Genomic DNA, 13,125 nt, shown 5'->3' with positions numbered 1-13,125 from the left:
GGTCAGCCGCCGTGCCCCTCGCCCTCGCCCTCCGGCACCACCGGGGTGGCGACCGGCGCGGGCGTCAGCGGGATCGCGACCGGGGCGGCGGTCTCGATCCGCTGGCCGCCGAAGTCGAAGACCAGTTGCACCGACTGACCCGGCTTGAGGTCGCCGCTGAGCCCCGCCAGCTGGAGGAAGCTGCCGTTGGTCGGGTTGAGCACCACGAACTCGTGTGCCGGGATCTGGATGCTTGCCGGCCGGTCGACCGGGGCGGCGCTGGTCGCGCTCGGGCTCGGCGAGGCTGCGCCGGACGGGCTCCCGCTCGCCGCGCCGGACGGGGTGCCGCTGCCGGACGGGTTCACGCTCGGCGAGCCGGACGCCGACGGCGAGCCCGACGGTGACGGCGAAGCGCTCGACGGGCTGGGCTGCGGGCTCGGCGCGAGCTTGCCGCCGAGTACGACGGCCCGCGCACTGGTGGTGGTCACGGTGACCGTCACCGGGTTCATCGAGTCGTTGTAGATCGAAACCTCGAGCGGCGCGTCGGAGCCGGCCGGGTAGCCCTTGGTGTCCTTGTAGACGACCGCGAGGTTGCGGAGCTTGAAGGCGTTGTCGCCGGTCTGGGTGTTGATCCCGGAGACGGTGGGCCGCATGGCGGCGGTCTCCGCGATCTGGCCCGTTCCGCACCCGGAGAGCAGCAGGGCGCTAGCGGTCGCCGCACCGCCCAGCAGCAGCGCGACCCGCCGGGGTCGCCTGATCGAGCGCGTCACGTCGGTCCTCCTCGTTGCGATCCTCGCCCAGCTGTCACCGGACGCGGTGGCCATACCCGCGCAGACCGGCCTCCAGGGTAGTGGGGTGTGGTCGACTGCCGTACGCCGACCCGGTTAACCGGGTCGGACGCAGCGGGCCAGCGAGAACGCGGTCACACCACCCGTCCGCTGACGACCAGGAGCACCACGTCGATCACCGCCACCACCATCACCGCCCGGAACACACCGACCGCGCGTTCCCCCCGGTGGTTCGCGGCGCGGCTCGCGTACCAGCCGGTCGGCAGGACCACGGCGGCGGCCGCGATGGCCGCGACGCCGACCCACGACGGTGGTCCGGCGGGGCCGAAGACGAGCATCGCCGTCGCCGCGAGGAGCAGTCCGGCGGCGGCGACCCGGGAGCCGGCCGGGCCGAGCCGATGCGGCAGGCCCCGGACCCCGGTACGGGCGTCGTCGTCGAGGTCGGGCAGCACGTTCGCGAAGTGGGCGCCCGCCCCGAGCAGCGCGCCCGCCGCGATCAGCCAGCCGGGCGGGGTCGGTGCGCCCGGCAGGGCGAGTACGACGAACGCCGGCAGCGCGCCGAAGGAGACCGCGTACGGCAGTACGGAGACCGGGGTGAACTTCAGCGGCCAGTTGTAGAGCAGTGCGCTGAGCAGGGCCACGCTGATCGCCACCGTTGCCGCCGGGCCGAGCGGTGCGGCCAGTGCCGGGGTGGCGAGCGCGGCGGCGACCCCGCAGAGCAGCACCAGACGGCGGCTCAACGCCCCGGCGGCCAGCGGTTTGTCGGTCCGCCCGACGGCGGCGTCCCGGTCGGCGTCGAGCCGGTCGTTGAGCCAGCCGACGGCGAGCTGGCTCGCCAGCACGGTCCCGGCGACCGTCGCGATGCCGGCAGGCGGGTGTCCGACCCCCCAGGCGAGCAGCGCCGCGACACCCGTCACCGCGACCGCCGGTTCTGGGTGACTCGCCCGGACCAGCCCTAACACCATTCGCGACATAGAGGAAGTCTGTTGGTTACCGGCGAGTCGTGCCAGGCTCGAGCCCATGGCGGGTGAGGATCCCGAGGTGGGCGACGTCCAGACGCGCGCCGGTGCCCCGGTCCGGCCGCGTAACGATCCGCGGCAGTACGACGACCTGGCCGACGAGTGGTGGCGGCCGGACGGCGTCTTCGCGATGCTGCACTGGCTTGCCGCCGCGCGGGCGGGCCTGGTGCCGGCGGCGACCCGGCCGGACGCGGTGCTGGTGGACGTGGGTTGTGGTGCCGGTCTGCTCGCCCCGCATCTGGCGGGTCGGGGTTACCGGCACGTCGGGGTGGACCTGACCCGGTCGGCGCTCGCCCAGGCGGCCGGGCACGGTGTCGTGGCGGTCAACGGTGACGCGGCCGCGTTGCCGCTGGCGGACCGGTGTGCCGATGTGGTGGCCGCCGGTGAGCTGTTGGAACACGTACCGGACTGGCGGGCGGCGGTGGCCGAGGCGTGCCGGGTGCTGAGGCCCGGCGGGACCCTGGTGCTGGACACGCTCAACGACACGGTGTTGAGCCGGTTGGTCGCGGTGCGTCTGGCGGAACGGGTGCGTGGGGTGCCGCGCGGCATTCACGACCCGAGGTTGTTCGTCGACGCGCGGGCGTTGGTGGCGGAGTGTGCCCGGCACGGGGTGGCGCTGCGGGTCCGGGGGATCCGTCCGGCCGTGCCGGGGCTGTTGCGCTGGCTGGTCCATCAGGCCGCCGCCAGCGGCAGTGGTCCGATCGGTGGGGCCGGCGACGGTGGGGCGGGTCGGGGGCGGCGCGCGCCCCGGATCGTGCCGACCTGGTCGACAGCGGTGCTCTACCAGGGCCGTGGGGTGAAGCGCGGGTAGGCAGGCGTAGCCGGTACGGGTCACGGGGCAGAAGGGGGCAGGTATGTCGGTGGATGCGCTCGGAGCCGCGCGCCGGTTGACGCCGCGGTTGGCCGCTCGGGCGGCAGAGCATGACCGCGAGGGCACTTTTCCCGTTGAAGACTTCATGGACCTCCGGGAGGCCGGCCTGTTCGGGCTGATGGTGCCGGCGAAGCTGGGCGGGATGGGTGCCCGGTTCGCCGAGTATGCCGCCGTCGCCACCGAACTGGGCCGGGGCAACGGTGCGACCGCGCTGGTGTTCAACATGCACGCTTCGGTGACCGGTGCGCTCGGCGCGGTGACCGAGGAGCTGGCCGAGGCACTCGGTGTGCCGGATGAGGCGTTGGCCGCGCGGGACCGGTTGCTCGCCGAGGCGGCGGCCGGGGCCTGGTACGGGGTGGCCATGAGTGAACGCGGCGCCGGTGCCCGGCTGTCCCAGCTCTCCACGGTGTACGAGCAGGTCGACGGGGGGTTCCACATCAAGGGCGCGAAGACGTTCTGCTCCGGTGCCGGGCACGCGGACGGCTATCTGGTCGCCGCCCGGAGCGTAGCCGACCAGTCGATGGTGTCGCAGTTCCTGGTGCCCGCCGATGCGGAGGGGCTGCGGGTGGAGCCGACCTGGGACTCGCTCGGTATGCGCGCGACCGCCTCCCACGATCTGCATCTGGACGTGACGGTGCCGACGGACCGGCTGCTCGGCGGGGTGGAAGGGCTGGCTCTGGTGGTGGCGCAGTTGATGCCGCACTGGCTGGTGGCGAGCTACGCGGCGGTTTACGTCGGGGTGGCCCAGGCGGCCGTGGACGCTGCGGTCGCGCATGTTGAGGCGCGCAACCTGGGTGAGCTGCCGGCGGTTCGGGCCCGGATCGGTCGGGCCGACGCGGCGGTGGCCGCCGCCCGGTTGGTGGTGGCTGAGGCGGCCCGGCGGGTGGACGAGGAGCCGGGTGAGGCGGAGACCAACCGCTGGGTGTGGCGGGCCAAGCTGCTCGCGGGCACGACCGCGGCGGAGGTCGCCGCGTCGATGCTGGAGGCGGCGGGCACCTCCGCTACCCGCCGGGGTCATCCGTTGGAGCGGCTCTACCGCGATGCCCGCTGCGGGTCGCTGCATCCGGCGACCTCGGATGTGTGCGCGGACTGGCTCGGTGTGGCGGCGATCGGCGGGGACCCGGACCGGGACGGGTCGGCCCCCCGGTGGTGAGCGCCGAGGACGAGGGCCGGCTGCCGGTGATCACCGGCATCGGTATCGCGCTGCCGCCCCGGGCCGCCCAGGCTGATCTCTGGTCCGGCTTCTTCGCCCAGCATTTCGGTGGCGCCACCCGTGCGCTGGCCCAGCGGATCTTCGCGAATTCGGGGGTGGTCACCCGTCAGGCGGCGGTCAACCCGTTGCTGGAGGACGTCTCCACCTGGCCGACCGAGCGTCGGATGCGCCGGTACCTGGTGGAGGCGCTGCCGCTGGGCAAGGAGGCGGTCGGCCGGGCGTTGACCGATGCTGGGCTCTCCGCCGGTGACATCGGTCTGTTCGCGGTCTGTTCCTGCACTGGATACGCCACGCCTGGGCTGGACATCCTGCTCGCCCGGGACATGGGTATGTCCGCCGCCACCCAGCGGGTCTTCATCGGGCACATGGGTTGTTACGCGGCGCTGCCCGGGTTGGGTGCGGTGGGGGATTTCGTGGCCGCGCGGAGGCGTCCGGCGTTGCTGCTCTGCGCCGAGTTGACCAGCCTGCACATGCAGCCCTCCTCGGCCCGGGTGGACACCCAGCAGATCGTCTCGCACGCGCTCTTCTCGGACGCCGCGGTGGCCGTCGTGGTCACCCCGGGGGGACGTCCGGGGTACGCGGTCCGCGAGGTGGCCGCCGTCACGGACACCTCGACGGCGGACCACATGACCTGGGACGTCACCGATACCGGGTTCCGGATGGGGCTGTCGCCCCGGGTGCCGCAGGTGCTCGCGGCGCATGTCCGGGACCTGGTCGCGGAGTTGTTGGAGCGGCACGGTCTGCGGATCGACGAGGTCGACGGCTGGGCCGTGCACCCCGGGGGGCCACGGATCCTGAACGTGGTCGAACGGGAGCTGGGGCTGCCGCCGGAGGCGTTGGCCGATTCGCGGGCGGTGCTGGCCGAGCACGGCAACTGTTCGTCACCGACGGTGCTGTTGATCCTGGAGCGGTTGCGGAACCTGCCACGACCGCCTCGGCGGGTCGTTTTGCTCGCTTTCGGTCCGGGGCTCACCCTGTACGCGACGTTGCTCGAGGTCCCGGTCACCCCCTGACCGGCGTACGGGGGAGGTGCCGGTTGGCTGGCGACCGTGGGGTGGGCGTACTGCTGGGTGTGGGTACGGCCGTTGTGTTGGCGGTGGGTGGCTGGTGGTGGGCGGCTGCGGCGCCCGTACCAGTGCCGTCGGCTGGCGCGCCGTCGGTGCCGGGGGTTGGGGCGTCGCCGGTGCCGTCCGTACCGGCCGGGCTTCTCGGGAGTGGGGTGGAGGTGGTCGTCGTGGATCCGGCGACCGGGGCGGTGGTGACGGACGCGGCCCCGTTCCTGCCGGAGTTTTCCGCGACGGTGAAGCGTGACGTGCTGCCGGTGCCCGAGGCGGGTGATGGCGTGCAGTGGTCGGCGCCGATGCGCCCCGGTGACCGCTTCATCCTGCAGTACGTCTGCACCGGGTCGGGTGCGCTGGAGGTCAGCGCCTACGGCGGGACCATGCCGGTCGGTGCCGTGCTGGTCTGCGGTGAGGGGTTCGCCGGCAAGGAGTTGACGGCCGAGCTGCCCGAGTTGAGCGTCCAGATCTCCCGGCCGTTCCCTCGGCAGGGCGAGCTGGAGGTGGCACTTCAGTTGATCGCCCTGCCCTGAGTGCCCGGCGGGTCGCCGCTGGTGGGGTCAGCGGTGGGTGAGTTGCGGCAGGTTGGCCTGGTAGTCCGCTGGTGAGGTCAGGTCGGGCAGGATTCGGACGATGTGGCCGGTGTGGTCGACCAGTACGGCGGTGGGGTGGTCGGGCTGTGGGGCCACCTGGACCAGGCCGCGTAGTTCGCCGGCCGGGTCGGCCAGGTTGCGTACCGAGCCGGCGGCGACGGGTGGGCTCGGTAGCGGGCTGGGCCGGGAGCGGTCGCTGGTCACCGCGATCACCGTGACTCCCGGTGGGGCGGCTCCGGCGGCGGCGGCGACCTGGTTTGCGCAGGCGCAGCCGTCGGTGAGCAGGATCACCGCCGGGAGCAGCCCGCGCAGGGCGACCGGGGCGGCTTCGGAGTCGACCAGGTCGAGGGCGGGCAGCGTACGTCCCGGGGCGCCGCCGGTGCTGACGCGTGGGGCGGGTGGCTGGCGGTGCTGGCCGGGCCAGACCACCGCGATGAGGCTGCCCAGCGCGGCGAGCACGGCGAGCGGCATGATCAGCATGGTGATCCGGAGCGCGGAGTGGCTGTTGCGGGAGAGGCCGAGGCGCCGTCGCCAGGCCGCGCGGCGGGCGCGTTGTCGCAGTTCGCGGCGGATCAGCGCGGCTTCGGCGGCGAGTTCGGCGGGGTCGTCCGGGATGACGATCGGGCCCCAGTCGGGTGGGAGTTCGGGCAGCCCGTCGTAGGGGCCGTTGTTCTCCGGCCATCCTTCGGTGTTCCCCGGCGTGCCCATCGTGCCCCCTGGCCGGTCACGTGATAGTGGATCGGGCTCTTTGTCCAGCGTCCCGTACCGGGGCCTGTACCGCTAGTCTCTGACGCCCCCTAAGGGGGAGAGATATGATTGAACCACCGCAACGCCCTACATCCGATTCTTCCGACTAGCCCCGCCGTCCGGTGATCCGGAGGTTACGCAGCGTGGTGAAACTCGTGGACCGGCGGCCTGTCAAGCGGAAGAAAGACCTCTCACAGGGCCTCTGAGCTGCGCTAATGGTCAGGACTGAGGTGGGACATCAGTGCCTGAGCGTGTTACCCTAGACACAGCGAAAGGGGTTTCGAACCTATGGTTTTCAGTGTCGGCGAGACCGTTGTTTACCCCCACCACGGGGCCGCACTCATCGAGGCAATCGAGACTCGGGTCATCAAGGGCGAGCCAAAGCAGTACCTCGTCCTCAGGGTCGCTCAGGGTGACCTGACGGTCCGGGTGCCCGCTGAGAATGCCGAGATCGTCGGCGTCCGCGAAGTGGTCGGTGAAGAGGGCCTGGGCAAGGTCTTCGATGTCCTCCGCGCCCCTCACACCGAGGAGCCGACCAACTGGTCGCGGCGTTACAAGGCGAATCTGGAAAAGCTGGCTTCCGGAAACCCCCTTAAGGTGGCGGAGGTTGTTCGTGACCTCTGGCGTCGGGAGCGGGAGCGGGGCCTGTCGGCGGGCGAGAAGCGGATGCTCGCCAAGGCCCGTGACATCCTGGTCGGCGAGGTCGCGCTCGCTGAGAAGAGCACGAAGGACGAGGCGGAGAACCTCCTCGACAAGGTGCTCACCGAGGCGTAACGCCCGGATAGGGACAATCCTGGCGAATCGCGCCCAACTAACCACAGAAGAAAACGAGGACCGCGACGTGACCGCGCAGCTCAATCCGCGCGGTGACGTCGCGGTCCTCGTTCCTGCGGCGGGTGCCGGCGTACGCCTCGGCCCCGGTGCCCCGAAGGCACTCCGCCTGCTCGCCGGCGAACCACTGCTGGTGCACGCGGTGCGCCGGATCGCCACCGCTCCCTCCGTACACACGATCGTCGTCGCCGCGCCCCCCGCCGAGGTGGAGGCGGTGCGGCAACTGCTGGCCCCGATCGCCGAGTCGACCGTGGTCGTCGGCGGCTCCACCCGACAGGCTTCGGTCGCGGCGGCGCTCGCCGCCGTACCGGCGGGGCCGGAGATCGTCCTGGTGCACGACGCGGCCCGCGCACTGATCCCGCCGGTGCTGGTCGAGGCGGTCGCCGCGACCATCCGAGCCGGGCACGACGCCGCGATCCCGGTCCTGCCCGTGATCGACACGGTCAAGGAAGTCTCCGCCGACGGCGTGGTGCTCGGCACCGTCGACCGCTCGGCGCTGCGCGCCGTACAGACCCCGCAGGGCTTCCGCCGGGCGGTCCTGGCCGCCGCGCACGCCTCCGCCGTCGACGCGCTCACCGACGACGCGGGTCTGGTGGAGAAACAGGGCGTACGCGTCACCTGCGTGCCCGGATCGCCGTACGCCATGAAGATCACCCAGCCGTTCGACCTGGCCCTGGCGGAGCACCTGCTCGCGACCCAGCCGGAGCCGGGCGTCGCCTGATCGGGCACCCCGCCACACCCGCTCGGTAACCTGTCCCCGTGATCGTTCCCCGGGTCGGCATCGGCACCGACGTACACGCGTTCGAAGCTGGTCGGCCCTGCTGGGTCGCCGGCCTGCACTGGCCGGGCGTCGACGGGCTGGCCGGACACTCCGACGGTGACGTCGCCGCCCATGCCGCGTGTGATGCGCTGCTCTCGGCGGCGATGCTCGGCGACCTCGGCGCCAACTTCGGCACCGACCGCCCCGAGTGGGCCGGCGCCGCCGGGGTGGTACTGCTCGCCGAGACCGCGCGCCGGGTCCGGGCCGCCGGCTTCGAGATCGGCAACGTCTCGATCCAGGTGATCGGCGTACGACCGAAGATCGGGCCACGACGCGACGAGGCGCAACGGGTGCTCGCCGAGGCGGTCGGCGCCCCGGTCTCGGTCTCCGGCACCACCACCGACGGACTCGGCCTCACCGGCCGCGCCGAAGGGCTCGCCGGCATCGCCACCGCCTTGATCCACTCGCGCTGACGGCGGCGCGGCGGCGGCCGTACATCCATTCACGCCGACCCGTCTCGGACCGGGCGCCGACGGCGCATGGCCTAGGCTCGAGCGGTGTCCAGCGACGCAGCACCCGATTACCAGGCCTCCGCCGACGACTACCTCCAGCGCGCCGACCTGATGGCCGAACTCGGCCGCTACGACGACGCGGTGACGGAGCTGGGCTTCGCGATCACCCTCGACCAGGCCAGTGTGCGGGCCTGGACGATGCTCGCCCGGACCCACCTGGCGGCGGAGCGACCCGAGGAGGCGCTGGCCGCCGCCGACACCGCGACAGCCGTCTCGACCGCGACGGCCGCCGTGCCGGGCGCCGCGCCGGACTGGGCTCCACCACTGGTCGCCCGGGGGATCGCGCTGGTCGAGCTGCGGCGGTTCCGGGAGGCGGCCGAGGTCGCCGACGAGATCCTCGGCCGGGGCCCGGCGGACGCGTACGCCCAGCGGAGCGCGGCCGGCATCCTGGCCGACGCGCGCAACGGCCAGCCGGCACTGAACGCGGCCTGGCGCGCGGTCGAACTCGCCCCGCAGGAGTCGCAGGCGCACCTGGTGCTGGGCATGGTGGCGGCCCGACTGAACCTCTTCGACCTGGCCGAGCGGGCATACCAGGAGGCGCTGCGGCTCGACCCGACGTTGGACACGGCTGGTGACGACGTGGGACAGAGCCGGCTGGAACGGCGACGTTACGCCCGGGCGCTGGAAGAGGTCGCCGCCACCGTCTCGATCCAGCCGGTACGGGTGGACAGCTACCGCTCGGTCGCGGAGAGCGTGCTCCGCCTGGTGACGTACGGCGCCGGTTACTCGATCACGGCGGCGGTGCTGGTGGCCTTCATGGCCGCCGCTAGTGGCGGCGCCTCCCGGGCCTGGGCGGCGTTGCTGGCGATCGTCGGCGGGGTGCTGGTGTGGCGGTTCGCCTCGAAGGTGCCGGGCCTGACCAGGACGGTCCTGCCGACGTTGATGAGCCAGGACCGGGTGCTGGGGCTGTCGGTGTACGCCACCCTGGCCGCCCCGGCGTTCCTCCTGCTCTACACCCTGGTCGGCACCCCGTGGCCGTTGGTGCTGACGATCGTCGCCACCGCTGTGGCCGAACTGGCCGTGCTCCGCCGCTACGGCCCTGCCGCACGCTGACCCGGGGCGGGGTCGCCGACCCCGGGGGCCGTACCCCCACAGGGAAGGCGTGCCCACTCCCGCGCGGGGGGCACGCCCTCCCTGTGGGGGTACGGGTTCCGGAGTGGCCCGGTCTGGCTCAGAGGGTGCGGCGGGCCCAGGTCCAGGCGTACCCCGGATCCTCGACGGTCAGCGCCGGGTCGCAGAGGTCCAGCGGGCGGAAGGTGTCGACCATGACGGCGAGTTCGTCGAAGTGCTCGACGCCGATGGCCCGCTCGGCCGCGCCGGGCTGCGGGCCGTGGGTGAACCCGGCGGGGTGCAGGGAGATGGAGCCCTGTTCGATGCCGGAGCCGCGTCGGGCCTCGTAGTTGCCGCCGGTGTAGAAGAGCATCTCGTCGGAGTCGGTGTTGTGGTGGTTGTACGGCACCGGGATCGCGAGCGGGTGGTAGTCCACCTTGCGCGGGACGAACGAGCAGATCACGAAGTTCGGACCCTGGAAGGTCTGGTGCACCGGCGGGGGCTGGTGCACCCGACCGGTGATCGGTTCGAAGTCGTGGATGGAGAAGGCCCACGGGTAGAGGTGGCCGTCCCAGCCGACGACGTCGAACGGGTGGTTGGCGTAGACGTACCGGGTCCAGCCGCGACGGTGTTGGACGTACACCTCGACGTCGGACTCCTCGACCAGCAGCGGTTCGGCTGGGCCGCGTACGTCGCGTTCGCAGTAGGGGGAGTGTTCGAGGAACTGCCCCCGGGCGGAGAGGTAGCGCTTCGGTGGTCCGATGTGACCGGTCGCCTCGATGGTGAGCAGGCGCAGCGGTTCGGGTGCCACCGGCACGATCCGGTGCACCACCGAGGTCGGGATGATCACGTAGTCGCCGGCGGTCACCTCGAGTACGCCGAAGGTCGACTCGATCCGGGCCGCGCCGGACTCGACGTACAGGCACTCGTCGCCGATGGCGTTGCGGTAGAGCGGGGACGGCCGGTCGGCGACCACGTAGGAGATCCGTACGTCGTCGTTGGCGAGCAGGTGCTGCCGGCCCAGCACCGGGTCCGCGCCGCCCGCGTCGAGCTTGTGGGTGCGCAGGTGTCGGGGCTTGAGTGGCAGGTTCGGCACCCGGGACCAGGTCGGTGGGGTGAACTGCTCGGCGGCCACGATCGCGGTCGGCAGGTAGCGGTGGTAGAGCAGCGACGAGTCGGAGGAGAAGCCCTCCTGGCCCATCAGTTCCTCGGCGTAGAGGCTGCCGTCGGGCTGCCGGAACTGGGTGTGGCGTTTCCGGGGCAGCTCACCGACGCTGCGGTAGTACGGCACTTTGACCTCCGCATTTGTCCCATTCAGCGGCCGACGGTGTCCGATAATCGGACGCTGTTGTCCGTTAGTCGTAGCGTCCCGTAAGTTCTCTGTTCGTGTCAACGCAGGTGCCCCGGCTCTTCGCCGGCCTGGTCGACGACGCGGCCGTCTTCCCGCCCGGCAACGCGTCGCTGCCCGACGCCGTCGCCGCCCACCGCGAACACCGCGCCGCCTGGTACGCCGACCTGGTCGGACCCCTGCTCGTCCCGGCTTCGGCCCTGCCTCACCTGCCGGCCCTGCTCGGACCCGACGAGCGGATCGAGGTCGGCGTGATCGGCGACGTACCGATCGATCGCCTCCCCGACCTGCTCGCGGCCGTCGACCCCCGGGTCCGCCCCCGGCAGATCGAGGCGGCGGTCGCCAAACGGGGCGAGGACCCGAGCCCCGGGCTGACCGCGCTCCTCGACCTGCACGCCGCCGCGCTCCGTGGCGGGGCACCCGCACCGGAGCTCTACGCCGAGGTCCCGCTCACCTGGGGGCTGCTCGCCGCGCTGGACCGGATCGCCGAGGCCCGCGCCGCCGGCATCCCGGTCGCGGCGAAGTTCCGCACCGGCGGGCTCGCCGCGGAGCTCTTCCCCAGCCCGGCCGAGCTGGCCGCCGTGATCCGCGCCTGCCGGGACCGGGCACTGCCGTTCAAGCTCACCGCGGGACTGCACCACGCATTACGCCACACCGACCCGGAGACCGGCTTCACCCACCACGGGTTCGTCAACGTGCTGGTCGCCACCGCCGCCGCGACGGAGGGTGCCGAGGTGGCCGAGATCGCGGAACTACTGGCCAGCGGCGACCCGCTGCGGATGGTCGAACCGGCCCGGGTCCGGCGTGAACAGGACCGCGCCCTCTGGCGCGGCTTCGGTTCGTGCAGCATCGACGAACCACTGACCGACCTGGCCCAACTGGGGCTGATCAACCACGGGGAGAGCAAGTGAGCTGGGTCGAGGGCGCTGCGGGTTCGTCGTACGACACGCACAATCTGCCGTACGGGGTGTTCACGCACGGGGACGCGCCGGCCCGGATCGGCGTACGGATCGGGGAATTCGTCCTCGACCTCGACGGCGCCGAGGCGGCCGGGTTGATCCTGGCCGGTGGCGCGTTGCGCGCGCCCTCGCTCAACGAGTTCATGGCGCTCGGTCACGCCCAGTGGAGCGCGGTACGGAAGCGGATCGTCGAACTGCTCACCGACCCGGCCCACCGGGCGGTGGTGACGCCGCTGCTCCACCCGCTCGCCGAGGTCACCCTGCGGATGCCGTTCGAGGTCGGCGACTACGTCGACTTCTACTCCTCGGAGCAGCACGCGTCGAACGTGGGCCAGATCTTCCGGCCCGGCGAGCCGCCGCTGCTGCCGAACTGGAAGCACCTGCCGATCGGCTACCACGGGCGGGCCGGCACGGTGGTCGCCTCAGGTACGCCGATCGTCCGCCCGTGCGGGCAGCGCTCGACTCCGGACGGTCCGGTCTACGGCCCCTCGGTCCGGCTCGACATCGAGGCCGAGGTCGGTTTCGTGGTGGGGCTCCCCTCCGCGCTCGGCGACCGGGTGTCGGTCGAGGACTTCTCCGAGTACGTCTTCGGTGTGGTGCTGCTCAACGACTGGTCGGCGCGGGACCTTCAGGCGTGGGAGTACCGCCCGCTCGGGCCGTTCCTGGGCAAGTCGTTCGCCACCTCGATCTCGCCCTGGGTGGTGCCGCTGGACGCGCTGGCGCACGCCTGGGTGCCGGCGCCGGTGCAGGACCCGCCGGTCCTCGACTATCTGCGGGACGAGCCGCACCTCGGCCTCGACCTGCGGCTCGCGGTCGACTGGAACGGCAGCCGGGTGAGCGAGCCACCGTTCGCCGGCATGTACTGGACCCCGGCGCAGCAGTTGGCCCACCTGACCGTCAACGGCGCTTCGGTGCGCTCCGGCGACCTCTACGCCTCGGGGACCGTTTCCGGCGTACGGCGTGACCAGGTGGGTTCGTTCCTGGAGCTGACCTGGGGTGGAGGTGAGCCGGTGACGTTGGCCGACGGTACGGTTCGCACCTTCCTGGAAGACGGCGACACGGTCACCATCACTGCCACCGCCGCTGGCGCGGACGGCCGTACGGTCAGCCTCGGCGAGGTCACCGGAACGGTCGTACCGGCCCGGCGCTAGCCCCGACTCCGACCGGTGTCGTAGCCGGCCGGACCCATCGTCACCGGGGCCCGAGCGCCTCCTCCAAGAGCGTCTATCGACTGTGGAGCACCCCTGGGTGCGCTGTCCGTCGCGGTGATCGCACAGAAGGTGCGAGACCCCGCCGCTCTCCTCCTGCATGTTGCACTCGGTAATGCGTGTCGCACC

Annotated in this window: 14 protein-coding genes; 10 read left to right on the top strand and 4 right to left on the bottom strand. The window is 72.3% G+C overall.

The features are described 5' to 3' along the window. Positions 1–2: 2 nt before the first annotated feature. Both BDK92_RS16405 and BDK92_RS16400 read right to left on the bottom strand, forming a co-directional pair. On the bottom strand, positions 3–749 hold the full coding sequence (locus BDK92_RS16405; RefSeq protein ID WP_121157504.1) for a hypothetical protein: 747 nt from the start codon (positions 747–749) through the stop codon (positions 3–5). A gap of 152 nt (positions 750–901) precedes the next feature. Further along, positions 902–1,789, bottom strand: coding sequence for a UbiA family prenyltransferase (locus BDK92_RS16400; RefSeq protein ID WP_246017072.1), 888 nt, complete (start codon positions 1,787–1,789; stop codon positions 902–904). Here BDK92_RS16400 and BDK92_RS16395 point away from each other — a divergent pair. The 4 genes from BDK92_RS16395 to BDK92_RS16380 are packed head-to-tail and all read left to right on the top strand — an operon-like array spanning position 1,788 to position 5,461. Further along, a complete protein-coding gene (locus BDK92_RS16395; protein WP_121157502.1) occupies positions 1,788–2,597 on the top strand; it encodes a methyltransferase domain-containing protein in 810 nt (269 codons plus the stop codon). The two genes, BDK92_RS16400 and BDK92_RS16395, sit on opposite strands and share 2 nt — an antisense overlap. A 43-nt stretch (positions 2,598–2,640) precedes the next feature. Further along, the gene (locus BDK92_RS16390) at positions 2,641–3,810 is read left to right on the top strand and encodes an acyl-CoA dehydrogenase family protein (RefSeq protein WP_121157501.1); all 1,170 of its coding nucleotides are present in this window, start codon (positions 2,641–2,643) and stop codon (positions 3,808–3,810) included. Beyond that, the gene (locus BDK92_RS16385; protein WP_246017071.1) at positions 3,807–4,883 is read left to right on the top strand and encodes a type III polyketide synthase; all 1,077 of its coding nucleotides are present in this window, start codon (positions 3,807–3,809) and stop codon (positions 4,881–4,883) included. Before BDK92_RS16390 ends, BDK92_RS16385 begins: the two co-directional genes overlap by 4 nt. 23 nt (positions 4,884–4,906) lie before the next feature. Then, positions 4,907–5,461 carry a hypothetical protein gene (locus tag BDK92_RS16380; RefSeq protein ID WP_147457019.1) on the top strand — a complete coding sequence of 185 codons (555 nt, stop codon included), beginning with the start codon at positions 4,907–4,909 and terminating at the stop codon, positions 5,459–5,461. Between the two features lie 27 nt (positions 5,462–5,488). Here BDK92_RS16380 and BDK92_RS16375 read toward each other — a convergent pair whose 3' ends face one another. Continuing rightward, positions 5,489–6,229 (bottom strand): hypothetical protein, encoded by a 741-nt coding sequence (locus BDK92_RS16375; protein ID WP_121157499.1) that lies wholly within the window; start codon positions 6,227–6,229, stop codon positions 5,489–5,491. A gap of 327 nt (positions 6,230–6,556) precedes the next feature. Between BDK92_RS16375 and BDK92_RS16370 the strand changes: the two genes are divergently transcribed. From BDK92_RS16370 to BDK92_RS16355, 4 genes are all read left to right on the top strand, one after another. Next, a complete protein-coding gene (locus tag BDK92_RS16370; RefSeq protein ID WP_121157498.1) occupies positions 6,557–7,042 on the top strand; it encodes a CarD family transcriptional regulator in 486 nt (161 codons plus the stop codon). Positions 7,043–7,109: 67 nt separating this feature from the next. Continuing rightward, positions 7,110–7,820: a 2-C-methyl-D-erythritol 4-phosphate cytidylyltransferase gene (ispD, locus tag BDK92_RS16365; RefSeq protein ID WP_121157497.1), complete on the top strand. Its 711-nt coding sequence runs from the start codon at positions 7,110–7,112 to the stop codon at positions 7,818–7,820. A 38-nt stretch (positions 7,821–7,858) separates the two neighbouring features. Next, a complete protein-coding gene (gene ispF, locus BDK92_RS16360) occupies positions 7,859–8,332 on the top strand; it encodes a 2-C-methyl-D-erythritol 2,4-cyclodiphosphate synthase (RefSeq protein ID WP_121157496.1) in 474 nt (157 codons plus the stop codon). 84 nt (positions 8,333–8,416) lie between these two features. Further along, on the top strand, positions 8,417–9,484 hold the full coding sequence (locus BDK92_RS16355; RefSeq protein ID WP_121157495.1) for a tetratricopeptide repeat protein: 1,068 nt from the start codon (positions 8,417–8,419) through the stop codon (positions 9,482–9,484). A gap of 118 nt (positions 9,485–9,602) precedes the next feature. On the opposite strand, the gene BDK92_RS16350 is transcribed toward BDK92_RS16355, so the two are convergent. Continuing rightward, on the bottom strand, positions 9,603–10,772 hold the full coding sequence (locus BDK92_RS16350) for a homogentisate 1,2-dioxygenase (protein WP_121157494.1): 1,170 nt from the start codon (positions 10,770–10,772) through the stop codon (positions 9,603–9,605). Between the two features lie 95 nt (positions 10,773–10,867). Here BDK92_RS16350 and BDK92_RS16345 point away from each other — a divergent pair, with 95 nt between their 5' ends. Both BDK92_RS16345 and fahA read left to right on the top strand, forming a co-directional pair. Continuing rightward, positions 10,868–11,740 (top strand): hypothetical protein, encoded by an 873-nt coding sequence (locus tag BDK92_RS16345; protein WP_121157493.1) that lies wholly within the window; start codon positions 10,868–10,870, stop codon positions 11,738–11,740. Further along, positions 11,737–12,939, top strand: coding sequence for a fumarylacetoacetase (fahA, locus tag BDK92_RS16340; protein WP_121157492.1), 1,203 nt, complete (start codon positions 11,737–11,739; stop codon positions 12,937–12,939). The genes BDK92_RS16345 and fahA overlap by 4 nt, the downstream gene beginning before the upstream one ends. Positions 12,940–13,125: the final 186 nt, after the last annotated feature.

It is taken from the genome of Micromonospora pisi, assembly GCF_003633685.1.
GTDB lineage: Bacteria > Actinomycetota > Actinomycetes > Mycobacteriales > Micromonosporaceae > Micromonospora_G > Micromonospora_G pisi.
The sequence above is the reverse complement of the archived record's forward strand: the minus strand, read 5'-3'. Positions and strand labels throughout refer to the sequence as shown.

What these genes read in the sequence shown, in the direction of transcription:
- BDK92_RS16370 (WP_121157498.1), top strand. Translation starts at nt 6,557, where the DNA reads ATGGTTTTCAGTGTCGGCGAGACCGTTGTTTACCCCCACCACGGGGCC.
- BDK92_RS16395 (WP_121157502.1), top strand. Translation starts at nt 1,788, where the DNA reads ATGGCGGGTGAGGATCCCGAGGTGGGCGACGTCCAGACGCGCGCCGGT.
- BDK92_RS16390 (WP_121157501.1), top strand. Translation starts at nt 2,641, where the DNA reads ATGTCGGTGGATGCGCTCGGAGCCGCGCGCCGGTTGACGCCGCGGTTG.
- BDK92_RS16375 (WP_121157499.1), bottom strand. Translation starts at nt 6,229, where the DNA reads ATGGGCACGCCGGGGAACACCGAAGGATGGCCGGAGAACAACGGCCCC.
- BDK92_RS16400 (WP_246017072.1), bottom strand. Translation starts at nt 1,789, where the DNA reads ATGGGCTCGAGCCTGGCACGACTCGCCGGTAACCAACAGACTTCCTCT.